The sequence below is a fragment of the Colwellia sp. genome, from assembly GCF_013215345.1.
GTDB lineage: Bacteria > Pseudomonadota > Gammaproteobacteria > Enterobacterales > Alteromonadaceae > Colwellia.
Genome location: NZ_JABSOV010000047.1, coordinates 1 through 24,456 on the forward strand (window position 1 = coordinate 1; position 24,456 = coordinate 24,456).

19 protein-coding genes are annotated in these 24,456 nt (G+C 36.6%); 6 read left to right on the forward strand and 13 right to left on the reverse strand.

Going from position 1 to position 24,456, the window contains the following annotated elements; genetic code table 11:
* Positions 1 to 443: 443 nt before the first annotated feature.
* A complete protein-coding gene (locus HRT50_RS09090; protein ID WP_291613641.1) occupies positions 444 to 1,655 on the forward strand; it encodes an EAL and HDOD domain-containing protein in 1,212 nt (403 codons plus the stop codon).
* Here HRT50_RS09090 and HRT50_RS09095 read toward each other — a convergent pair.
* The 5 genes from HRT50_RS09095 to HRT50_RS09115 form a co-directional block, all read right to left on the reverse strand.
* Positions 1,652 to 3,688 (reverse strand): ATP-binding protein, encoded by a 2,037-nt coding sequence (locus tag HRT50_RS09095; RefSeq protein WP_291613643.1) that lies wholly within the window; start codon positions 3,686 to 3,688, stop codon positions 1,652 to 1,654. The genes HRT50_RS09090 and HRT50_RS09095 overlap by 4 nt on opposite strands.
* A 306-nt stretch (positions 3,689 to 3,994) precedes the next feature.
* Positions 3,995 to 4,927, reverse strand: a complete 933-nt coding sequence (locus tag HRT50_RS09100) for a hypothetical protein (protein ID WP_291613645.1) — start codon at positions 4,925 to 4,927, stop codon at positions 3,995 to 3,997.
* Positions 4,928 to 4,976: 49 nt separating this feature from the next.
* Positions 4,977 to 5,624, reverse strand: a complete 648-nt coding sequence (locus HRT50_RS09105; protein WP_291613647.1) for a hypothetical protein — start codon at positions 5,622 to 5,624, stop codon at positions 4,977 to 4,979.
* 73 nt (positions 5,625 to 5,697) lie between these two features.
* On the reverse strand, positions 5,698 to 6,159 hold the full coding sequence (locus HRT50_RS09110) for a hypothetical protein (protein WP_291613649.1): 462 nt from the start codon (positions 6,157 to 6,159) through the stop codon (positions 5,698 to 5,700).
* Between the two features lie 122 nt (positions 6,160 to 6,281).
* Positions 6,282 to 6,542 carry a DnaJ domain-containing protein gene (locus HRT50_RS09115; RefSeq protein WP_291613651.1) on the reverse strand — a complete coding sequence of 87 codons (261 nt, stop codon included), beginning with the start codon at positions 6,540 to 6,542 and terminating at the stop codon, positions 6,282 to 6,284.
* 350 nt (positions 6,543 to 6,892) lie between these two features.
* Here HRT50_RS09115 and HRT50_RS09120 point away from each other — a divergent pair, with 350 nt between their 5' ends.
* Together HRT50_RS09120 and HRT50_RS09125 are read left to right on the forward strand one after the other, a co-directional pair.
* The gene (locus HRT50_RS09120) at positions 6,893 to 7,552 is read left to right on the forward strand and encodes a peptidylprolyl isomerase (protein ID WP_291613653.1); all 660 of its coding nucleotides are present in this window, start codon (positions 6,893 to 6,895) and stop codon (positions 7,550 to 7,552) included.
* A gap of 230 nt (positions 7,553 to 7,782) precedes the next feature.
* Positions 7,783 to 8,238 carry a hypothetical protein gene (locus HRT50_RS09125; protein ID WP_291613655.1) on the forward strand — a complete coding sequence of 152 codons (456 nt, stop codon included), beginning with the start codon at positions 7,783 to 7,785 and terminating at the stop codon, positions 8,236 to 8,238.
* 135 nt (positions 8,239 to 8,373) lie between these two features.
* On the opposite strand, the gene HRT50_RS09130 is transcribed toward HRT50_RS09125, so the two are convergent.
* Both HRT50_RS09130 and HRT50_RS09135 read right to left on the reverse strand, forming a co-directional pair.
* Positions 8,374 to 9,135 carry an ABC transporter substrate-binding protein gene (locus tag HRT50_RS09130; protein ID WP_291613657.1) on the reverse strand — a complete coding sequence of 254 codons (762 nt, stop codon included), beginning with the start codon at positions 9,133 to 9,135 and terminating at the stop codon, positions 8,374 to 8,376.
* Between the two features lie 451 nt (positions 9,136 to 9,586).
* Positions 9,587 to 10,444, reverse strand: a complete 858-nt coding sequence (locus HRT50_RS09135) for a phytanoyl-CoA dioxygenase family protein (RefSeq protein ID WP_291613659.1) — start codon at positions 10,442 to 10,444, stop codon at positions 9,587 to 9,589.
* An 820-nt stretch (positions 10,445 to 11,264) separates the two neighbouring features.
* On the opposite strand from HRT50_RS09135, the gene HRT50_RS09140 reads away from it, so the two are divergent.
* The gene (locus HRT50_RS09140; RefSeq protein ID WP_291613683.1) at positions 11,265 to 12,455 is read left to right on the forward strand and encodes an endonuclease/exonuclease/phosphatase family protein; all 1,191 of its coding nucleotides are present in this window, start codon (positions 11,265 to 11,267) and stop codon (positions 12,453 to 12,455) included.
* Positions 12,456 to 12,546: 91 nt separating this feature from the next.
* On the opposite strand, the gene HRT50_RS09145 is transcribed toward HRT50_RS09140, so the two are convergent.
* From HRT50_RS09145 to HRT50_RS09155, 3 genes are all read right to left on the reverse strand, one after another.
* The gene (locus tag HRT50_RS09145) at positions 12,547 to 13,197 is read right to left on the reverse strand and encodes a LysE family translocator (protein ID WP_291613661.1); all 651 of its coding nucleotides are present in this window, start codon (positions 13,195 to 13,197) and stop codon (positions 12,547 to 12,549) included.
* 98 nt (positions 13,198 to 13,295) lie between these two features.
* Complete coding sequence (locus HRT50_RS09150) at positions 13,296 to 13,628, reverse strand: zinc ribbon domain-containing protein YjdM (protein ID WP_291613663.1); 333 nt, start codon at positions 13,626 to 13,628, stop codon at positions 13,296 to 13,298.
* A gap of 215 nt (positions 13,629 to 13,843) precedes the next feature.
* Positions 13,844 to 15,391 carry a DEAD/DEAH box helicase gene (locus HRT50_RS09155; RefSeq protein ID WP_291613665.1) on the reverse strand — a complete coding sequence of 516 codons (1,548 nt, stop codon included), beginning with the start codon at positions 15,389 to 15,391 and terminating at the stop codon, positions 13,844 to 13,846.
* 470 nt (positions 15,392 to 15,861) lie between these two features.
* Here HRT50_RS09155 and HRT50_RS09160 point away from each other — a divergent pair, with 470 nt between their 5' ends.
* Positions 15,862 to 16,971 carry a c-type cytochrome gene (locus HRT50_RS09160; RefSeq protein WP_291613667.1) on the forward strand — a complete coding sequence of 370 codons (1,110 nt, stop codon included), beginning with the start codon at positions 15,862 to 15,864 and terminating at the stop codon, positions 16,969 to 16,971.
* 45 nt (positions 16,972 to 17,016) lie between these two features.
* Here the strand turns inward: HRT50_RS09160 and HRT50_RS09165 are convergent, their stop codons facing one another.
* Complete coding sequence (locus HRT50_RS09165) at positions 17,017 to 19,572, reverse strand: hypothetical protein (RefSeq protein ID WP_291613669.1); 2,556 nt, start codon at positions 19,570 to 19,572, stop codon at positions 17,017 to 17,019.
* Positions 19,573 to 20,214: 642 nt separating this feature from the next.
* Between HRT50_RS09165 and HRT50_RS09170 the strand changes: the two genes are divergently transcribed.
* The gene (locus HRT50_RS09170; RefSeq protein WP_291613670.1) at positions 20,215 to 22,035 is read left to right on the forward strand and encodes a DUF885 family protein; all 1,821 of its coding nucleotides are present in this window, start codon (positions 20,215 to 20,217) and stop codon (positions 22,033 to 22,035) included.
* A gap of 494 nt (positions 22,036 to 22,529) precedes the next feature.
* On the opposite strand, the gene HRT50_RS09175 is transcribed toward HRT50_RS09170, so the two are convergent.
* Both HRT50_RS09175 and HRT50_RS09180 read right to left on the reverse strand, forming a co-directional pair.
* Complete coding sequence (locus tag HRT50_RS09175; protein WP_291613672.1) at positions 22,530 to 23,147, reverse strand: DUF5610 domain-containing protein; 618 nt, start codon at positions 23,145 to 23,147, stop codon at positions 22,530 to 22,532.
* 299 nt (positions 23,148 to 23,446) lie between these two features.
* The gene (locus HRT50_RS09180; RefSeq protein ID WP_291613674.1) at positions 23,447 to 24,031 is read right to left on the reverse strand and encodes a chalcone isomerase family protein; all 585 of its coding nucleotides are present in this window, start codon (positions 24,029 to 24,031) and stop codon (positions 23,447 to 23,449) included.
* Positions 24,032 to 24,456 lie beyond the last annotated feature (425 nt).

Here is a 24,456-nt window from a genome sequence, read left to right on the forward strand (position 1 = left end):
CAGCAGCCTGGGTGTTAGCAGCAGCAACAACTGAACTTGCGGCGATTAAAAATTTTGCCCATTTATTCATATCGATTATTCCTTGGCGTTATTAATATCTGCAGATGCTAGACTAAGCAAGAATCGAACGACAGATAAAAACATTTAAATATCAACAAGATAAAAACAAAACAACAGTAACATGTAAATTAGGTGTTAAATAGACTGACACTTATACCAGGTCAATACCTAGTCAATAGCAGATCAAGAAAAGCTAAGCATAAATGAAGGGCTTGGGGTTTTACTCTTAGAAAGTTTCAACAGTGACGCCCCTTGGTAAAGGCACACCTTAGACTGTCCTAATTAATTATTTTTTAGCTATTTTTACTAAAAGTCCGGATAACCCCGCTCATTCGCTTGGTTGAGTGTATAGTTAACTAAAGCTTTTCAACATATTATATTGTATGAAAAATACCTATATTGCTCGCCAAGCCATATTAAATCGTAAGCTAGAAACTATAGGCTATGAGCTATTTTTTAGAGATAGTCCTGACAATAAATTTCCAGAAATAGATCCCGATGTCGCCAGCTCTAAATTAATTATTCAAAACCATATTTATGGTGATATACAAACATTAAGCATGGGTAAGGTCGCCTTTGTCAATTTTACTGAGTACGCTTTAATTCATAAATACCCGTTAATGTTTGATAAAAGCAGCATTGTTATTGAATTGGTCGGTCATAAAAAACCCACCAAAAACTTATTGAAAATTCTTGGCTATTATCATGGCAAGGGTTACCAAATAGCCTTAACAGAATATGACTTAGAGCGTCATTGGGATACGTTATTTCCCTATATAAGCATAATAAAAATAAACTTAGAAAAAATTAATCCCAAACGTATAATTTCTGCCATACCAAGAATGAAGCCTTATAAGATAAAACTTGCCGCAGAAAGAGTCGAAACTAAATACCAAAGACAAGCACTGGTCGAGATCGGTTTTACTTATTTTCAGGGCTACTTTTATCATCAAACTGAAATAGTCGCAGGACAAAAAATGACCAGTCAAAAAACGCAGATGCTGCACCTATTAAGTGAAACCTTTAATACGCCAATAAATTACGACAAGGTGGCTAAAATTATCAGTCACGATGTCAATCTCACCATAGGTTTATTGAAAATGGTCAACAATGTTTCAACGGGCTCTAAAGTTGAAATTACTTCGCTAAAACAAGCTGCGGTCTACTTAGGCGATGAGTCTTTATGTCAATTTGTCGCTATTTTAGCCTTGTCGAATTTAACCTCTGAAACGGCTGATGAAGTGTGCCGTCAGGCACTTATTACTGGAAAAATGATGGTCGAGCTAAGTCATAGTAATAGCTTTCAATCAGTTAGTGAATTTGCTTTTATTACCGGTTTACTGAGTGCCATTGAACTGATGTTATCCATGCCTCTTGCAGAAATAATCAAAACCATGCCATTGGCTCCCGCTATTAAACAGGCTTTACTTACGAAAGAAGGTCCCTTGGGTGAACTATTAATCCTAACAACAACATTCATCTCAGGCAGCAATAATAATATTAACCAATTAATTACCAGTCACGCCTTAAACAAGCAAGCCATTCAGCAAGAGTTTCTCAGTGCTAGCCAGTGGTGTAGTGATTTAGGTATTTAGGGCTTTACACTTAGGGGTAAAGTAATACAAAACATGATGCCCTTACCTTGCTTAGGAATACATTGAATATTACCTCGCATAAGCTGCACCACTAAGTTGTACACTATACTTAGACCAATACCCAAATTTTTATTACCCATATTGGTGGTATAGAAGGGTTCAAAAACATCGTTCACAATAGCGGAATCAATGCCTTTACCGTTATCTTGATAGGTAATTTCAATGTGCCCATTTACTTTAGCAATATCAATTTCTATTTCTGGGTTTAAGGTCTGGGCAAAAGCGTGATCGATAGAATTAGCAATGAGTTGGCTAAAAACTTTATTTAAAGCTTCCGGATAGCCTTGCATCTGCACCTTGCTACCGGAGATATTTATCACTGGTTTATCTTGTTTAAGTAATATCAGAATTAAATCAGTATGTTTAGATATATGATCGAATATCTCAAACTCTTGTAATGTTTCGGCTTCTAAGTTTGCAGAAATCATTTTAAATTGACTAATTAAACCGGCGACTTTGCTCATGGAGTTTGATGACAGCTCACAACCTTTGCTCAAGTCAGTCATAAATGAATCAATATCTGACTTCTTAAGCCCTTCTCCTGCCACTAATCTGCCAAAGCATGCAACCCTTTCATGAATATGAGAAACCCCTGTTACGGCTATACCTAGAGGGGTATTTACTTGGTGGGCCATTCTAGAAACCAAAGTCGTTAGCGCAGACATTTTCCCCGATTTAATGAGCTTCTCTTGAGTCTGCTGTAATTCAGTTAAGGTTAAAGAGAGCTCGGCATTTGATTTTGCGATGACTCTTTTACTCTTTTGCACCGTTCCCAAAAAAACAACCAAAATGATGACCATACCAAGGCCAGAAATAAGCATTATTTTGGTTTTTTGTCGCTCACTATTAACTTGCAGCGCTTTAATTTCAGCATTTTTTTCTAACGTTAATATATTGAGATCTTTAGAAATTGCCTCAGATGTATTGAGGTAACTAGCCAGTTTAGCGCTTGTTTTACGCGACACGACCTGCTCTAGGGTTTGCTGATAAAGTAGCGATACTTGATAGGCTCTATGGTAGTCGGCTTTACTCGCATATATCTGTCTCTGCAAGTTATAAGCTTTTGATAAGCTACTATTATTATTTTGTGCTATTGCCACCACTATGACGGCTGCAATCACTTGCTCTGCTAACACAGGTTTATTACTGGCAATATAAACCTTAACTAAGGCCAGCTTACTAACCAGTATGCCCTTAACAAAACCCGCCTGCTCTCTTATTGCGATCGCTTTATTTAAAGCGGCTTCAGCTTTTTGATATTGTTGTTGTTGGAAATAAAGTAACCCAAGGTTCTGATAAGAAAAAGAGGAATGAAACGTCAACTGATGATCAAGTCGTATCGCCAGTGATTTTTCTAGCAGCTCCGCAGATTTTTGATAGTTCTTCACCCCTAAGTAAGCTTCCCCCAGATTGTTATAGGTTGACGCTAAAATAGTAATATTATCATTGGTTATCACTATGGCTAGCGCGGACTCTAAATAGCTCACCGCTTGCTTAAAAAAGCCTAGTTTGATAAAAGCATAACCGACATTACCTTGGCTAATGGCTTGAAAATTTCTGAACTCGGTAATACTTTTGACTACACCATAGGCCTTTAAGTTAGCATTCAGTGACTCTTCAATATTATCCATATGCCAATAAACGATAGCCTTGGTATTGTAGTAATGCCAAAAGAATACCTTATCACCTGCCAAGTTGGCGATTTCCTTAACTTCTTCAATGGTTTCAAGTGCTAAGGCATGATGATTTAAGTAAGTGTTTGCTACCACTTTATGCCTAATGATCTTCACTCTTTGCACGGCCGTTAACTGTACTTTACTCTTGTTGAGCTGCTCTATCGCCCTAAGTGCCTGTTCAGGATCAGCAACAACTAAAGACTCTATGCTGGCTAATTTTTCCAGCAAGGTTTTCTCAGTGCTAGCCCAGGAGAAAGAGACTAAAAAGAAAAGAGATAACATTAACAATGTCTGCATATTTAGCATCATAAGGCAATAAACCACTAATAACCGATATTAGAATTTAATTATAGTAATTAATTGACCGATAAATGGCGCTTTAGTGAATTTCAGAAAAGAGTGTCATCACGGCCGAGGTTGATCGCACAAAAGGGGGGGATGGCTGACTTGGCTTGCAGGTAAAACAATGGCAAGCAATGAGCTTTTGACTCGTTAATGGCTCTACTTTTACGTAAAAACAAGTCTGCTTTAACAAACAAGGATAATAATTAGCTGTATTTAAATATCACTTACTTAGGTGGTAATTAAACACAGCGAAGGAAATTAGACTTCATCAGGCCTTAAATAAGCGATATCATCTTCATCGTCAGCATGAAAATCGTAACCACCTTCAAAATCATCATTCAATTCTACCAAAAGGATAATAGGTAGCTCTAATATTTCTTGAATAAAAGTAGCGATATCTGTTTGTTGTTTAATAATGGCCTTAAATTCAGAGAAAACTAATAACTCAACTTCTTGCAAGTAACTTCTAGTGGGTATCGATAGTTGCTCGGTGAGTTTAACGATACAAGTTTGCAACTTCTCAAGCAGCACATCTTTTTCTGTGCTGATAAGATAAGTTTTTAAGACTTTATATAAAGAGGTGGTAAATACTTTTTTATCCGAATCAATGAGTAATAATGCAATTGCTGTATTAAGAAATCGTTGTAATTCAACCTCCAATATATCTTCACTTAACACGGTATCATCTTCAATCACCGATTTATTTGCACTATAGTTCGCGGCAATGCTTTTATAAACATCTAATAGCTTAGCGCTTTTATAGCTTTCTTTCATTAAATTGGCATGCATAAGGCTGATATCAGCCGTGTCATTGATGGCTAAGGCATAAGTGCTAATCGAAATACGTTCAAAGAATAAGGGTGATACTTTCTTTAGTTGCGCATATTTAGCCCAGCCAGCTCGAAAGCAATAAACAATGCCTTGAGTTTTTATAATCTCTTTTGCTTTATTAGCATTGTTATCACACAGATCTAATAAACCTAAATTGCTAATACCTAGAACAATTTCGCAGCCTTTTTTAATTTGATCGGCATAAATTATAGATAAATTATCCGAAGCAATCCGTAACGACATATCGATTAATTGTTGTTTGAGCTTAGCTATAAACTCGGGAGAAAAATAGCCATCACTTTCTCCGTCTTTTAAAACCAAAAGTAGAAAAGGATGATTTCTTAACTCTGCTATTTTCATTAATGAATCCTAGTAATATAAAGCTGTGTGGTAATATCTTTTTTAAATTCTACAGTGGCGCAAACATATCATCTGTGTCTATTTCTACTGAGGTTACTCTTTGTTTATTGGCATTATCTTTCAACGCTTTTTCAACGTTTTCTAGCGTGCCATTGCTACTTACTACCATAACTTCACGATAGGCGTCTTCATCTAATGATTTAATTTTCATTAGCAGCTCTTCGATACTGCCAGATGTTTGCTCTTCGTCTTCTTCTATTTCAGAGAAATCATGACCAACAAACGGCAGAGACAAATATAATAGGCCAAAGTCATCTTCAACAATGGCTTTTAATACTTCTAACTGTTTTTCTTCATCATCGGTAGAAAGAAAAATTTGTGATAATAAACTGTGTGCTTCAGTTTGCGCACAAAACACATGATCTTCATCCATATTCTGCCAATAAGACGGCTCAACATTTAATAGCTGTTTAATCGACTCGGCATCCATTAACCAAGTTGCAATAGAAGGAATGGTGGCATCGTGCTCTCTAACAATTTTAGCCACGGTTAAAATATCCATCTCGGTTAACACCGCCATCATGGTTTCATCACCATGTTCAGCAGCAATAGCCTCTAATGAAGTACCTGCGCGTCTACCGCTTTGTTGTGCTATTTCGATAATATCAGTAGCCAGAATGAGGGCATTTTTTGTCACGGTTATTCCTTAAAAAGTCTTTGTATTTGTTATTAGATGCCTAATTAAATTCATTAGGACAATTCACTTTTTACTAGTAGTTCTCATCAAAATCATCTGATGAATAATCATCAACTTGCTCATAATCATCCGCTACAGCTTTTAAAGGTGTCGCATCATAGCGGTTATAAAAATGAATAACTAACACAGCAATTTTTAAATCTTGTTCGCAATCGTTCATCATTTCGCTTATACAGGCTCTGGCATCGGCATGTACACCAACGAATGGTTTTACCTCTGCCCAAGAAGGCTCATTACTTAAGTCGACTAAGGCCAAATTTTTACTATCAACTCTGATTTTGGTGGTTATAGCCATAGCTAACTGATCAACCATACCGGTAAATAATGAAGGCATAGCCTGTAACTGGACAAATAGATTATCTAAATAAATAGATAATAATTCAGGATTTTCAGGATCCGTTAACGAGGTCATATTTTCTAAATACATAGAAAAATCGTCGGTTAAATAATCAGGTATATTTTTGTCAGATTGCAAAGGTTGTTTCCTAGCTACATGTGTTAAAAGTTGTGTGTGCAAATTAAGAGTTTTGTGTATTTTCTATGTGAGATATTGGCTGGTACTTAGCTCAACGCCTAACTTATATACCTACGTAATACCTAACTTAAGGCATTGTGCCAAAAAGAGTCAGCAACCTCTCGGGGGTCCGTTATAATGGTATAGTTACTTTTCAAATACAAAGCACGCTTTTTAGGATCCGAAATAGCATCATAGGACTTTTGAATTAATTGAAATTTTTCTCCATCCTCAACACTTGTATTTTTATCTGGGTGATATTTATTCGCGAGTTTTCGATAGGCTTTTTTGATCTCGATGGTCGTCGCATCTCTACCTACACCTAACAGTTCAAAGTGATCCATATATTTACAACTACCTCTGGTTGAAGTTTTACCTTAACAACATCATTATATTTACTTATTTGCCCTTGAAGAACAGCATGAGCATTATTAAAACCCTCATCTAAGCCCCTGATAAAAATTTGCTAAAATGTATAGCTATACCAAACATAATAGGAAAATCTAGGTCAAACACCATAGAGCTAACGGTTAGGGGTATTTTAATCTAATCAAAACATTCTTGCTAACGTTTTTTCATGGTGAATTTACTCATTAACGCTGTTATCTGCCACTTGATTGCTGATAATATCTGACAACCCTTGATAAGTTAAAATACTTTCAACAACTTGAATTAAAACCATAAGATATTTTATATGAATAATAACAAAAAATTTATTACTAGCCTTTTTCTCTCACTTACGTTAATTGCTTGTTTTGGCGGTGACCCCGCAATAGAAAAAGCCGATAGTTTTATTACTAAGCAAGTAATAGATAAAACAGATACAAGATGGAAAACTACCTTAACTAAACCGCCATTACTTACCTTCACTCAAGGTAAAGATTATTTTTGGGATCTGCAAACAAATCAAGGCAAGCTCACTATCAAGCTATTAACCGATTCAGCACCTATGCATGTTTCTAGTACCATTTACTTAACGGAACTAGGTTTCTATGATGAGTTAACTTTTCATCGTGTTATCCCTGGCTTTATGGCACAAGGTGGTGATCCTACCGGTACTGGTGCTGGTGACCCTGGTTATAAGTATGATGGCGAATTTGACGGTGAAGAAAATCATAGCGAAGCTGGAACATTAAGTATGGCAAATTCTGGCCCAGGTACCGATGGCAGCCAATTTTTCTTAACCTTTAAACCAACACCTTTTTTAGATGGCAAACACACTGTTTTTGGTAAAGTTGTTGAGGATGAAGATGACAGCTTAGCTAAAATTGAAGCATTAGGCAGTCGAAGTGGCAGAACCACAGAAGAAGTTAAAATAATTAAAGCAACAATTCGTATCGAAAATAGCAAATAAACAGTCTTTTCTTAATCGTTATAACAGGTATAAACTCCACTTGTGGAGTCTATACCTGCTTGATGTCGGGGTAGTTGACTGCATTAAAGTGGCTCTTTTAACTCAGTGTGAATCATTTAATCTATTACTGATATACATCAAAACAACTTGCACATTGCTGTGTTTAACTTCACTACACTATTTTAGTTACTCATTTTGCCTTGAAATAAGGTAAACAGATGTGAATTAATATGAATAAAACAGCAAAGACTTTATTGTTATTATTAGCGGCATTCTTTTTATTTATCGGTTTAAAGAGTTACCAACACGCAACAACCTATACTGAATTAACTGATGTTCAAGCAATTAACGGCACTATACTTCAATTACATTGCCCACCCAAAGGCGCTGCATCATTAACTCTGAGCGACTCTGCTGCTACTTATAATTTATCGGTTAAATTTAGGACTGATTATTGTGATGACAAAGACTCACAAGCGCTTTTAGGTAAAGATGTCACCATGCAAGCTGTGCAAGTAGATGGCGATTTTTATCAAGTTTATCAACTAAAAGAAAAAGACCGAATTATTCTTAACCCTGAGGAAGTCGAAGCAGATCAAACAAGTGCCACCTTGGGTTTATTTTTCTTAGCACTTTTATTGACGGCTTTAGTCGCTTATAAAAGCCGTCAAGGCAACAAGCAGTAATAAATTAAACTAGCCATGTTACCTTTAACTACTTTATTTTCATGTCGTCATAGTGGCGGAAAAATGAAATGGATAACGACCAATGAGCAGCTAGTTAAAAAATATAAAATTAATTCAAACGCCTTAGTAAACAGGCTACGGAGTAATACCATACTTTTGCATTATTTTATTATATTCTCCTGATGCAACTAACTTATCTAACAGCATATTCATCGTAGTAACACTAAGGTTGGTGTTTTCCCTGAGCAAAATGGTGTGTTGATATTTTTGATCCATTTTAGTGGCGATTAAGAGCTCAGACTTTGCAGAAGGATTATCAAGCAGGTATTTGTCTAAGAAAGACTTTGTCACTATGGCGATATCCATTTTCCCCCATAACACCAACTGAACATTCACCCTTTCATCCGATGATAGTTGTATATCGAACTTTGATCTTAAAAAGTTAGGATCTGCATTGAAGTCAGCAAAATTATAGTGGTAGCCCAACATAGCCGATATTGACTTGTTCTTCAGGCTGTTAAAATAATCTTGCTGCTTAGCTTTACTTTTTAACGCGATAAAAATATCTCCGCCCTTAAAAGGTAATTTAATTTCGACAATAGCAATATCCTGCCAACCCCAGACTTTTCTTTCAAAAAAGAACAGGTCGAATTGACCTTGTTGAAAGAAAACATACCTTCTTCTTGAGCTGGTTAATACCAAGTTAAAATGATATTCATGTTGAATTTTATTTAAGGAGTTAATGAGATCAAGTGTTATACCAGAGATGTTGCCTTGATTGTCCTGTTCAATAAATGGCGGAGAAAGATAACCGCCGACATTCACTTTTTCCGCGGCAGAGAGACTGCCGCAATAAAGGAGTATTAAAAACGGTAAGGCAATTAATTTAGTTAACATTGCATTCCTGATTTATTGGCATAAGACGCTTGTTCACCGAGACTTTTATGCCATCATTTTTATTAACGATTGAATAACCTGAGCTATGAATAAGCAGCACTTGCTCAATATCCCCCTTTATTCAATTCTCAGCGTTAAAACATAGATAAATAACCAGTTATTCATAAACGTTTTGCCTTGATAATCGAATAAATTGAAAAATTGATAGAGTATATAGCGACTTAATCTTGTAAATTTCACTCTTAAAAATCTAAGTTGTTGTTTTACTTAAACATCAACTACTCATTATCCAGAGTTCAGGTTAAATAGTTAATTATAGACACTGCTACGCCAGTATTTTCTTAAAAGCTCATTTATTTTAATAAGACTAACTCAGTACAGATATCGAACAACAAGCCGAGCATTATCTATAAGTAAGATCCGAAAATAGCGCCTAAAAATAGCAGAAAAATCAAGCTGTCGACTTTAACTTAATGGTATTGGTAAATAACCTTGGGTTGACAATTTTATCCAGCATCACTGTATCAGGTAGGCAATCGTCATCAACATAGTCAATATAATCCGCCGCCGAATCAAACACCAATATATCAAAAGCTAATCTATCTTTTCCGTATAGACCTCGATGAATCATATCAGCTGAAAAAACTAACAAGTCGCCCGCGGCTAAGTGAATTTTTTTACCTGTAGATAACGCCTCACTACTCACTCTGCCCTGTTCTTCTTGGCGGACATTAAACTCTTCTTCATTATCCCAGCGTTTATGGGAACCAGGTACGAGTTCCAGGCCTAGTTCATCAAATAAAGGCACACGAAAGTGTACAACTTGTGTTTCATGCATGATTCTTTTTTGCGCTTCTAAATCATGATCATATTGACAGTCTCGATGCCAAAAATCTTTTTGCAAAGAGCTAACTGGATTGAAAAATAGTTGCGTGTTCATAAAGTTGGCTTTATTGGTAATAACCTTATCAACCAGCGCCATTATTTTTTCTGAACTGATAAAATTAAAAAGTTTGACCCTATCGTCCGGGGCTAAATATTGACTGCCAGTAATTAAAGAAGAATTAAAAGCTTCCTCCTGATAGAAATCGAAGTTGTCTTTTTTCCATAACTGATGGAATTTTAAGATGACTTCTCTAAGTGCTGAGATTTCAGCGCCATTAAAATAATCCCTAATAACAAAGTAGCCGTGCTCGCTATACGCCTTTTTTATTTGCTTACTGCTTATTTCGGTACTTTTTATTTGGCTACTACATATTTCGGTACAACTTATCGGACTGTTATCAAACACTTTGGCGCTAGCTTCCATTTACACTTATTACCTTTTTTACTTTTGCTCTTTGTTTCTGAGTAAATATTTTATCAAGCTTTACTTATCAAGCTTTTTTTTACCCGCATAGCAACGAATTATGACAAAGGTATTCTACCAATCATCTTTAAAAACACCAAAAGATAAACCACAGTAAAGTCGTTTACCTCCCATAAAAATACGGCTAAATAAAAACAGCACAATTGTATAACAGTTGATTCAAAACAACTAAAAGCCAACTAATCACTGATAGAGTCATTATTCTAATACGATTAAAAAACAAACCACTAACTCACTAGAGTAATTACCCTAACACGCACAAAAACCAAGCACTTATTGAATAAGTTAATATTTACCGAATAAGAACTTTTAACTAAATAATTTAAGCCTGTAACCCTGATAAATTTATGATTACAGCTTTGTTTAGCTTTTTAAAAGCAGAGCAAAATACTAATTTTTAACTTTTATCAACGAGACTAACAATGAACACTGCACTATATAACAACCCTTGCTACACAGCTAAAGAACTCAGCAACAAAAAGCACCTTCCTGTTCTGGCACAAAAAAAACCAGACAACTTTGATAGCTGGTACAGCGGTAAACAATTTCAACACTAACGAATTGCTGACTAAGTGAATTAACTTGGTGAACTGCTTTGATATAAAGATAAAGGGGTCGGTAATAAATGATTGCATCATTTATTACCGACCCCTTTTTTGTTTTTAATAGAGCCATTATTACTTTTCATAAATAGTCGTGCGATGAGGTATAATTATTTTCATAGATTATATTAGCCTCATCAACCTCAGAGATAAAAGCAATCAATCAGAAACTCCCCACTGTAAAGAACTCAACATCAGTAGACCCTTCAGCTGTAGATACCCAACTTAAAATTGCTAGTTTTAATTTGTTCAATTACCTAGAGCCGCCCAATGCTTTTTATGAGTTTGAGCGCATTTATAGTGCCGCGCAATGGCTAAAAAAACAAACCTGGATAACAGACTATTTGCGTGAATATCAACCTGACATTATTGGTTTTCAAGAGGTTTTTAGTACTGAGTCGTTAAAAGAGTTAGTCGCCGCGCAAGGCTATGATTATTTTTCTGTGGTTGCTCAACCTCAAGTCATTGATGACTTTATTTATCGCAGTCCTGTGGTCGCTATTGCCTCTCGTTATCCTATTGTTGACGTTGATGCGGTAAAGCCAGACCTAGAGCTTGCACAGACATTAGGCTTAACCAGTGACTTTTCTTTTAGCCGAAAAGTGATCAGAGCTACGATTGATGTACCTCATATCGGTAACTGCGATTGTTATGTGGTGCACTTTAAGTCTAAACGTTCGATGATTGAATTCGATGAAAAAAGCCAGAGTCTATCTCCAGAAAAAACTATTATTGAAAGCCTAAAAGCACAAATGGCAGGTGGTTGGGGCTCAACTATACAACGTGGTAGTGAAGCGACGTTATTAATGATTGATATGATAGCGCGGCGTGAGGCTACGGGGCAGCCGATGATTTTAATGGGCGACTTTAATAATAACTTAACCGATGGTGTATTAAGTCATTTACTAATAAACACCTTACGCTTTGTCTCACGCATTGATCGCGATACTTATCTGGCTAAGTATTGTTTAAATGACGCTTGGGATTTGTTTCAAAAAGCGCTAACTAATGAGCCTAATGATACGGATGAAGATGGTAAAAATACTGAAAGTGAAGCAACTGTTGCCGCAAGCCTTGAAGCAAAGCTAGAAGTGACTCTAGAAGTTAGGCAAGAAATTAAGCTGGCAGAAAAACGAGTACGGACACCAACACATTATTTTGGTGCTAGCAGCTCAGTACTCGATTACATCTTATTGTCATGTGAATTTGATGCCAGTTATCACGACAGTCTTTATCAAGTCAGTGACTATGATACTTACGACCGACATTTAATTAACCCTATTTTCGACCGTGATGGCGAAAGTACAGATCACGGTATTGTCCTAATAACATTAACGTTAAGAGCATAAGCGTTAATGTTCTTAGCTGATGTGAAGTTATTAACTAAAGTGATATTGAAATTGAAATTATAATTATTGGTCTAGCTGGAACGTTTTTATATTAAACCGTGGCAGCTAGGCCCGCAGCAACAAAAACTACCGCTGAAATTCTATCAAGCACATTGGTTTGTCTGACACTTTTTAGGCGTGTAGCTACCATTTTTGCTAACATACCGTATGAAGTTTTACATAAAAAATCGACACAAAACCAAGTCACGACAATCGTTATTAATTGTTCAGTATAGCCACGTTCCGTGTTAATAAATTGTGGTAAAAAAGCGACAAAAAATACGATATCTTTGGGGTTTGTGATACCCAACATAAAGCTTTTAAAGAATAAGTTGCTATCAGGCTTCAGCTCATTTTCCTCAGCTAGTGCTAACGACTGGTTACCATCTGCTGCTTTTACCTTTCCATTTTCCTTCCCTTTGGCAGAAAACCATAAACTTACGCCAAGATAGACTAAATAAGCCGCGCCCAGATATTTTATAACATTGAATAAGATTTCAGAGGCCGTAATAACCGCGCCTAAGCCTAGAGCAGAAACCGTAATTAAAATTGATGAGGCAAGGCTACCACCTAAAATAATCGGCAATGATTTTTTCAGACCATAACGAATAGTGCTATTGATCATCAGTAAGGTTAGCGGACCAGGAATAGCAATAACCACAGCAATAGTGAAGGCAAAGAGCAGCCAAGTATTAAAATCCATAATTTCCTTTAGTTTTTTGAAGAAGTTTTAAACGCAGCGTGATGAAGAGCGCTAAGTCATTAATGCAATAAATGAGTCAATGCATAAAAGAGCGAATGTTAAGCCTTTTTAACTTTATCCGCTTTAATCAGCATGTCACCATAACCATCCATTTTACAGTCAAGCGGATGATCCCCCTCAAGCAAGCGCTTAATGATCGCTTTAGTGCCTATTTTAAGTACGATTGAGCTGCCCTTTACTTTCAGGTCTTTTACCAAGGTTAACTTATCCCCTACCGCTAATTTATTGCCGTGGATATCTTTAACGATTATTTCATCATCATTTTCACTAGGGTCCCACTCACAATTACATTCTGGACAAATAAGTAAAGATTGGTCTTGATAGACATATTCTGATTGGCATTTTGGGCAAGGAGGTATGGTTTCACTCATGATTTATTACTTTTATAGTTAGTTTTTATTTACTGAGATTAATAGCACTGTCGCTATTTTATCAGCCATGGCGGCAGATGCCATGGTTGATCGGAGAATAGATAAGATTGGCTTTGATTGCCTGTTTCACATCGTGGTGGAGTTTTATTTTTTGTTATAGACAAGAATATACAAAGGGGCGTTAAGCCCCTTGTGGTACAAATGGTTATTTATATTTAAGCAACCACCTCTGTGACAGATAACTCTTGCATAGCGATTGCGGTTATCAAATTACTAACCCTAAGCAGTAAACCTCTAATAGATTGATTTTCAGCATGTAGCAGCTCAACTAATTTAGTACAACTATCAACTAATGCGTCACTGTAGGCAAACCCTATCAGCGCAACTATCTTAACCATAGCTAACTCATCAAGCATCTTGCTAGTTTCGTCTTGCTGTTCATAAACGATATTAACTAACTCGATAGTGCTGACTAGCTTTTCCATTCTAGGGTTAAGCCTGACTAACGATGCAGCCCGCCTGCTAGCACTTCTAGCAATAAGCTCCTTGCTGGCAACTAACTTAGGCAGAGTAATACGGGTACGTTTAACAGGTGACTTTCTTTTGACTGTCTTACGCTCTATTGATTCATTGTAGCTGAACTCACCATCAACAAATTGAGCTATGTTGGTGACACTTAATCGCTCTGACATTATCGCAGCAGACTTAGCAGTTTTACGGGTGAAATCTCTATAATCCTCAGCAAAACCATGGGTAGAGATACATTGAGCTAAATCCAGAATTAACGCATTAGCCTTCCCTTTAGATGCACGTAAACACCTGCCGATAATCTGTAAATACAATCTTAAAATCTTGGTAGGTCGCGCTAAAACCACGCAGTCAGTAGCAGGATCATCAAAACCAATGGTCAGCATAGACATATTAATGATTAACCTAACCTCGTTTGATTTATATCTACGTATGCTTTCATCATTATCACCACCCGAGCGCTGCGAGTGAACAATTTCATGTTGAACATTGAGTAATTCAAACGCCTCAGATAACGCCTCTACATGCTTGATGGAGTTAGCAAATAACATAACCTTACGGCCATGAGAAAGTGCATCATCAACGGTTTGTTGTGCAACTAAGGAACAATGTTCCAGTAAGATACAGTCTAAACCTGAAACACTAAAGTCACCTCGGTACATCTTAACGGCACTATAATCGATCTCTTGCGCTAGGCTAGGTACTTTGTAAACCGGTTTGGCTAATTCGCCCAATTCAATCAGCTGTCTTGTTGTCGTCTCTTCAATCAATTTCATCGACTTATCAATATAAACACCTAATCTATCGATGGGTGTGGCCGTAAGACCAATAATCAAATCAGGAGATAAGTCTTCACGCATAGCGATATAAACGCCACCCATGCAGCCAACATGGTATTCATCACGTAGCAGTACATCACACTTTATATTTAGATGCTTTCTGCGAGCAAAAGACTGCTCCATTACTAACGTCACATCACCGCCAGCTACATAGTTGTAGCCAGATTTGACCACGCTAACCGTCAAACCATTAGAGGTCAGTGTGTGTAATAACTGCGGAATTAATGCCGCATTACGCAAACTAACCACGACATGTTTGTCGGATAATGCTTGGCACAATTTAAGGATACAGATACTCTTACCGCCACCTGTAGGCAGTGCAATAATGGAGTTTTCTCCAGCGCCAATGGCCTTACTAACGCTGTTAATCTGATAATCTTTGTCTAATATCTGCATGCCATACCACTCGGATTCGTTTTTGTATTAGTGTTGCTACTGTCTTTTTATTTCTATTTTTATAGTTTAATCAGTAAGTTCTACGTCTAGATTTACCCTACACGTAAGCTTTCTACCCTACGACTCCTATGCGGTGCAGCATCAGCCAAGTCGAAAGCGGGCACTATTATATACTGAAAAGCTGTCGAGATGCACAATTCAGCGATTCATTTTTTTTAGTGGAGTTAACTCAATTACTTGGCGTTTGATTTTCAGTTGCTTCACAGCGAATTGGTCAAGCTTGCCTGACCTTGGCTAATATTGGCTAATCTCGGTAATAACGCCAATCGATAGCCGCTAGATAAAGTTCATTAGGTGACGACAAAAATGTTACGAAACTTTTCACCACCCAGGTAGGCATTGCTTCTTACCTTTATGCTCGCTAGTCTATTAACTAACCCTTGTCATAATAAAATATAAAAAATATAAAGATGATGTCCTTATTTTTCCAAAGAATATTACTCGCTGGCTGTTTGTTAGGTTTTATTGCGCCTATTGAATTATTTGCTCAAGATGCTGAGTTAGGCACCCTGCCACCCCCAAGAAAACTAACAGAGCCCCAAGCTAAGCTTGCTTCAGCAAACTACCAAAAATATTGTGCTTTATGCCACGGCGCAGACCGACAAGGCCATGTCAATGATCATGCGCCATCACTGCGCAGCAAAAGCTTATTTGAATCCGGTGTTCCGCACGCTATTTTAAGACCGATGTCTTATGGCAGAAAAGGCACGGCTATGGGCGGTTACCTTGATGAAGTTGGCGGGCCGATGACGCTAGCTGAAACCTGGGACTTAACCTATTGGTTATTTGAGCAAGCAGGAGTTCAGCGCTTAAAGCTATCAACTAATCCTGTTCATGGTGATATTAAACGCGGTGAGCAAGTCTATTTAGCAAACTGTACCAGCTGTCATGGGGTTCAAGGCGAAGGTATTACGGCTCCTGCGCTAGGTAATCAATCTGCCCTTGCCCACAACACCGATGAATTTATCCGTCATGCCATACAAAATGGTCGACAAGACACACCAATGCAGCCCTTCAAAGATAAGTTATCGGCGCAAGATATCAACAACATTACCGTTTTTTTACGCAGTAAAGCACTCGGCTGGAAAGACGAAATAACCATACTTAAAGCACTGCCAACACCTGAACAATACGTTATCAACAAAAATGGTGATGACCCAAATTTTGCTTTGCAAGATGGCATGTACGTATCATCAAAAGATCTAAACGCCGCCTTACTGGCAAAAAACAAAATGGTACTGCTTGATACACGTGTGCCTTCGGTTTGGCAAACCGCACATATAGAAGGTTCTATTCCTTTTCCCTACTATGCAGATCTGGATGAAACCGTGGCAGGCATTCCCAAAGATGTGCAAATTATTGCTTATTGTTCTTGCCCGCGTGCCGCAGCAGATTACACCATTAAAAAACTAAGAGATCGTGGCTACACCCGCACTGCAGTTTTATGGGAAGGCGTTTTTGGTTGGATGAATTTAGGTTATCCAGTAATGCGTGGCGATATTGAAACTATTGGCGACTAAATGTTGCCGACTAAAAGAACTGCAAGGCTGAAATTGTCAGTTTGCTCACGTATGCATGGCATAGCTAAGTTTATTTTTTGAGTTGGTTGTTTTTTGAGTACTTACATTAGTATTGCGGATCATCTCAATTGCGATGTCCGTTAAATCAGTAACTTCTCCTATGCCAATAGTGCTTTCTAATTGCACTTCAAGATCATGCGCCAGATCTTTATCCAAACTCTTTAAATAACTTATCTCATCGCGGTAGTACATATTCTGAGTTTTATTGCTCTTTTTCAATTCCACCTTTAATATTGCTGGCTGACCATGAGTAGAAATCTTATTCATATACTTTTGTAATTGCGACGATTTTTTTAATACCGATAGATCTCGATACCAGAATGAGTACTCTTCACTTTCATTTTTATCCTTTGGTAAAACAAGAATATAAAATGCACGAGCAGGTATGTCTTGATGTGAAATCGCCGCGATAATTGATAAACATGACTCTCTAAATTTTTTATTACTCAATAAGTTTAAAATAATATCCTCACTACTCTCATTCTTATAAATAAGATGTTTAAGCGCTGAATTACCACTAAAACTTGCGGCATTAATATATTGTTGATGCTTAGTTGCTTTTAAATAGAATGGAACGGAGAAATGATTATGTGCATATATATTTCTCATCGCTTTTTGCAGGCCATAAATTCGACTGCCCCGTTTACCACAAGCTTCAATGGTATCAATGTGCTGATATAAGTACTTTCTGATAGCTCGACAAGCTAAATGTTTACTTTCAATGGCGTTCATTAATAACCGAACTGCGCCTTGTCCGTCATAGCCCAAGACAATATATTTTTGTTTTCTTAACGTGCGATCTTGTTCAGCAAAAGGCACCGTTAATTCAATTTCAATCTCTTCGCCAGCCTTAAACTTAGTTTTCTCTTTCAGGTTTACTAATAACCCTTGAATAGAAATATTTTGAGTTTCACCTAAAATATTGGTAACAACGTTATTACTGCGTGTTATTGCCATCTTAAACGATAAAATAAAACGATCTTCACTTCGAGCCTCATCATTTTCAGCGGTGACTATTTCAGTACTAGAAAGTTTATCAATAGCCCTAAGTTGATAACGCTCAGGTAACAAGCTATCTATTTCGACAATATCGCCCTGCACGGGTTGATATAAGGTTTCGTACAAACTACTTATATCTGAAACCGTGAGCATATGATCACATTCGCTAATCATATCAAGCGCCGCTTTAGGCGGAGCCCTATTTAATACCGCCATTTTTGGATGAACATGACAGGGTAATGCTGATGGCACATGAGCATCTTCTGTGGAATTTATGCTTGATGATGAAATTTTAATAACCCTAAACAGACCATTTTTGAAATAACGATTAAAAACAGTTTTAACATATTTATCATTAACAAAGTCGTCATACCAAATAAGTGAATAGGCATAAGCTTCTTGGTAACTAGACTTCAAAATGAAAGCATACTTATCAATAGTTTTTCTTTCGTTCAAAGCTTGCTGTATCGCTTTATTTCCAAGTAACACAGGTAAGAAAAAACTGTCCTGCTGATCACTAAAAAAATCCCATAACTCATCATTACCAGAAGTTTTCATTGCTACTTTTGCATGCCAAGAATCATTTTTTTTATAACAAAGTAACGGAATATCATGTGTTTTATTCAGGTATAACTGCTCATAACCTTTAGAGGTAATAGAGTCAAACAGAGGCTTAATAAATAGTTCTGTCGGGCCGATTATTGCTCGTTGTTTTTGCATCAAGTAATGTAAAAATAGCACCCGCATTTGTTTGTCTGTCAGTGGACTAGAGAATTTCAACAGATATTCAAACTTGTAATTTGCTGATGAAACTTGACTATCAATAATCTCAAAACCAAGCTCAAGTTCTTTTTCAAACTCTATTTCTTTATGATGATCATATAACCATAAATAGACTTTATTCGATTTTATATCTTCTATTTTATTTGAAGTCTTAATAACAACTTTTCTATTATTCATTTTTTCAATAGTGGCCGTTATACCAACTTCTTTTTTTCCTTGGGATGTCATGCCCATAATTGGATTAATAAATACTTTACAAGATGAATTAAGCTGCTTTGCCTGATGATTTACTCTATTTTTATTTACTAATGGCTTGGGTTCAGCTTTATCTATTTTGAACGCTGAGAGTTTACTTTCATTCGAATCTTCATCGTTATAACCAATTTTACTATTATTTTTATGAGCGGCTCTCTCTTGAGCATGTTCCATAACTTCATGATAAATAGCTATGGTATAAAGATTTTGATATTCCAGTAGTTTCTGATTAAAAAACGCTTTGCCTGCTGAATCAAGATAATGATTAATTTTGTTGTGTTTAACAATTTCACAATCTCTAAAAAACAAACGTAAATCAATTGATTTAGTTGCTTGTTGAGCAAGTTTTTTTATTTCATTTTTAACGGCAAGGTGTTGACCGCTACTTTCTTCTGGTAGGAGTTTTTGAACAAGATACTCGAGTCTGTCGTTACCCGCATAAGGAACTAAACTTAGTATTTGTTTGCTAAACCTTATTAGGTGAGGACTTATTGTACTACTCATTAGTCGTTGTACCTTATCTTTTTACATGAACATCTTTGAACATATTTTAAAATATTCAAATCATATATTTAGGTCAGGTTGCTGCGATACACTAATATTTACGGCTGATAAATTAAGCCTTTATTATTCCATATGCGTAATAAATGATATCTTTAGTTTAAATAACATTTACTAGTCAACATTCACTTTCCCACCAAAGTAGTCAATCCGACAAAACAGCCTATTTAAAGCACAAAAGAAACAAATCATCATCCGTTTTCCTCAAGGCTAAACATAGTTCCATAAAAACTGTGCATTTATTGCACTGAATGAGATTAAGCTTTTCACCGGCTTAGGTCAACAAAGCCTATACAAAAACCGACACTGTTAAATAGCCGTTTGTAAAATAAAATGATAATTTAGACACTTAACCTTTTATTTTTTCTTCTATTCACTAATGTTTAATTCGTCTATAGGACTTAAAACTCCATAATACTATTGCCCCAGCACATACCTGTATTTTATTGATATTACTCATTTTGATAGTTCTTCCTTTTTTTACTTGTTGTTGCTATTTTGTTAACGTCAATTAGTAAATAATAAATCAAAACTATTAAACTTATGATTTTAATAAATTAATAAGTAATATCATCAGAGGAAATTATGGTAAAAAAAATATTTAAATGGCTTGGGGTTCTGCTGCTTACTGTAATAGTGGTTGCTGGCAGTTTTGCTGCTTATGAATGGAATGCAGATAAACCCTTGAGGTTTCGATCTTTTGTCGACAGAGAAGTATTAAAAATGGCCTTTGAAAGCCCAGAAACATTGACCTCTTTAGGCTTTTTGGAGTCAGTGGGGATCACTGGACATAATGGTGAACTTGATGACGCAAGCCTTGCTAAAGCCGATGAGTTATATGTTAAGTTAAAGCAAGTACATAAAACACTCAATTCATACGAAAATGACAGTTTAACTGAGGCTGACCTTCTTTCTAAAGAGATTGCGCTATATTTACTGGATTTTGCCAAGGATTCTGAACAATTCCGCTATCATAGTTACCCAGTAAACCAGCTGTTTGGCATACAAAATGGTTACCCAAGCTTTATGGAAGCTCAACACCAAATTCATAGCAACGATGATGTTGAAAACTACTTATCGCGTTTAGTGTTAGTACAAGGTAAGTTCACTCAAGAACTCGAAGGGATAAGGTTAAGAGAAGAAAAAGGAATTATTCCACCCTTATTTGTTATTGAGCGTGTACTTGAAGAAATGACCACTTTTGTCGGTAAACTAATAGAGGAAAATATTCTTTATACCTCGTTGGCGAAAAAAATGACTGATGAACAAGCTAAATTGCTAGCTAAAGCGAAAAATAATATTAAAGATTATGTGCACCCTGCCTATAAATCCTTAATTGATTATTTTACTAATTTAAAGTCAAAAGCGACCAGTGACGATGGTTTCTGGCGCTTACCTAACGGCGAGGAAGCTTACATAAGCTCGTTAAAGTTCTTCACCACTACCGATTACACACCTCAATATATTCATGATGTTGGTTTAAAAGAAGTTAATCGTATTCAGTCAGCAATAATGACTATTCTTGCAGAGCAAAACTATGACGTTTCTCGGGGTTTTAGTGCCGCTATCGAAGATTTAGCTGCGCAAGAAAGCTTTTATTACGAAGACAGTGATGCTGGCCGAGCACAAATACTGGTGGATTATCAAAAAATTCTTGATGAAATAGATACGGGTTTAGAATCGGCATTCAGAATTCGCCCAAAAGCGGGCATGGAAGTTGTTAGAATTCCTGAGTTTAAAGAAAAAACCGCACCAGGTGCTTATTATCAGCAGCCAGCCATTGATGGTAGCCGTCCAGGCCGATTTTTTGCGAACTTATATGATATTAAAGCTACGCCTAAATACGCAATGCGCACATTGGCTTATCATGAAGGAATTCCTGGCCACCATTTTCAAATTGCTGTTGCAATGGAATTAGAAGGCTTACCACTATTTAGAATGTTTTCCCCCTTTACCGCTTATGTAGAAGGTTGGGCGCTGTATAGTGAATACCTTGCATGGGAAATGGGGTTTCAAGACGATCCTTTCGATAATATTGGCCGTTTGCAAGCTGAACTATTTAGAGCAGTGCGCTTAGTGGTTGATACAGGGATTCATTATAAAAAATGGACCAGAGAGCAAGCTATTGATTACATGAAAGCGAATACCGGTATGGCACAATCAGATGTCGTTTCTGAGATTGAGCGTTACATTGTAATGCCCGGCCAAGCTACGTCATATAAAGTAGGTATGATGAAAATTTTAGAATTACGAGAGAAAGCAAAACTCGCATTGGGAAATAAATTTGATCTACGCGATTTTCATGATGTAGTGTTAAAAAATGGTGCTGTTCCGCTTAATATTCTGGAACGTTTCATTGATGATTATATAGCGGATACGTTGGCTAATACCAATTCAGCTAATTAGATGGTCTATTTTATGCGTAGAAAAAATTGCCAACGGCAAGGCATTTATTTCAATAACTAGTTGTTCTAATTATTAAATAAATAACGACGTAATTGGTGATTTTAACAAGTAGAAATGAACACATAATTAATGGGATTGGTATAAGTAGTTTCCAGCAATTATTCCTAGTAGCATAAATAGTTTAGGAGCAGAATAAGATTATTTTTAACTTACTCTGCTCCTATTATTTAAGCAATAAACTAATACCAAGTCCATTAAGTTAGTTCCCACTCAGAGCTTGCCAGCGTTTTGAGAACAAATAGAATTTTTTTGCATATAGTCACTTCTGTGCGGTTATCGAATCACTGGAAAGCTCCCTAAGGGCGAGTTTAAAAGGCTTACATGTTGCGTTATTGATTTTGATAAGGGAATAACCATTATCTACAATCAATGCCTTGCCTCTAAGACTTTTAACTCTCGCTGAGTGGGAAGAAACTTATTGGAATTGGTATAAATTACTCTTGCTCTGCCTCACTAAAAGAATCAACAAAAGACTGTAATCCCTGTTGCACTAACTCATAGGTTTTATCAATATTAGTGGCAATATCTCCTCCTAATACTTTTAAAGCACCGAGAATATCTTTAGCTTCAGCAAAACCTTGCTCTATGCCGCCACTGATAATATCAACAAAAGCAGTTAACGATTGCTCTTCATTCATTTCTGGGTGTTGCTCTCGGTAAGAAACTAGAAAATGAGTGCTAAAAGCAACAATACGATCTGCCGTCGCTTCGGGGCTAAAATCAATACCAGATTCATAAGCCTCTTCAACGTTACTATCAACGCCTCCCACTTTAAGCGCTTCATTTATTCCCTGTAAGGCGGTTTTTAACAGCAGTGATAGTGGTTGGTCGCCTATTGATTTACTGAATTTTAGTGACGATTCAATAATTGCCGCGTTAAGTTGTCTTTTCTGGCTGACCGAAATGGGCTCTTGTACCTCTGTCATTTTTTTAGTATCGGCAAGACCCGATACTTGCTGGCCCATGGCGCCGCTGTCTTTTTTATCCTGCGCTTTTGCTAACGAACGAACATCTTGGTTAAATGTCGCATTCGGGTTAATTGATGAACTCATAATAGCTACCTTTATTTATCAACGCCTATATAAGAAGTATCGGCATGGTGAAGTATAACTTAAGTGTTAACTGTATGAATTTAGGCCAGCTAGCTTAGCCATTAATCACTAAGCTTTTAATTTATATTTAGTGGTTAGAGCCAAGGAAAGCTGATAAATGGCGGGCATGAATTAAAGTTTTAACTGGAAGTAATAAATAAGAGTCATACATTGAGGTCAGAACATAGAGGTTAGAGCATGACTATTTAAATGTACTCAGCCTCTATGTTTACTCTTGGATTATTTCGATACTCAACGAATTATTTTCCGAGCATATCTCTTTTTAGATCCTTATCAACCGGGCTAGTACCCAACCAAATTAACAATAATGCTTGGCGAAAGGCTTCGTTATTTATGCTTGTTAGCGGCTGATTATTTTTTAATACATGAACACCGACATTTGGCTCACTGATAAAAGTGAATTGATCCTGTTTTTCTATTGGTTGATCAAAAACTGAAATAAATTTGGTGATATAAATGTCTATTTCTTTACTATCGCCATCGGTGGCAAGCTTAAAGCCCTGCTCAATTGAATCAAGCATTCTTGTTGAGGTGATCAAACCGGAAACAATATTCAAGCGAATGGCTTTAATACTTTGACTGTTGAGCACTGTATAGCTCTTAGTTGCGCTTAATCTTTTACTATTGATATCTGGTTCACTAAACAAACTGGCCACGTAGAGATTGATAAAAAACTTACTTCGCACACCCGCGCCTTGCACTAGCAAGGTTTTATCATCAAAGCTAATAGACTCAGGAATTTCAATATCAGCAACACTTTTGGCGCCAACATTAATGGACAAACTCAAGAGTATAATGGCAAGTGTATTTATCAACGACTTCATAATTTTTCCTAGTAGGTTACAACTCATAAATTATTAATGTGCAGGTATGATTTTAGTCTTTAATTATTAATTTTGACTGCTATTTAAAAATGAAAAGTGCATTCAGTTGTTTAAAAATAAGAAATGAAGATTAACAGTCTTAGTAACAAAGCTATGTAAAGTATTTCAGCTAAATCGTTGTAAAGTGTGATGAATTTAAGGGTTGGTATGTCGATAGTTTTATTTTGTTAGAAGGAGTGATTAATATTCACCTTTTGTTGAGTTCATCATTCAACATGACATTTTCTCTCCTACGTCACAGTGGCGACTATACGACAAAAAACGCCCCCCCCCTTTGAGCCAACAGGCTAAATTACGGTCTTATGCGGCGGCTGAACTTTGTACATTTGAAAGCTATTTTATTAACTAAAATACAGTTAGAATAA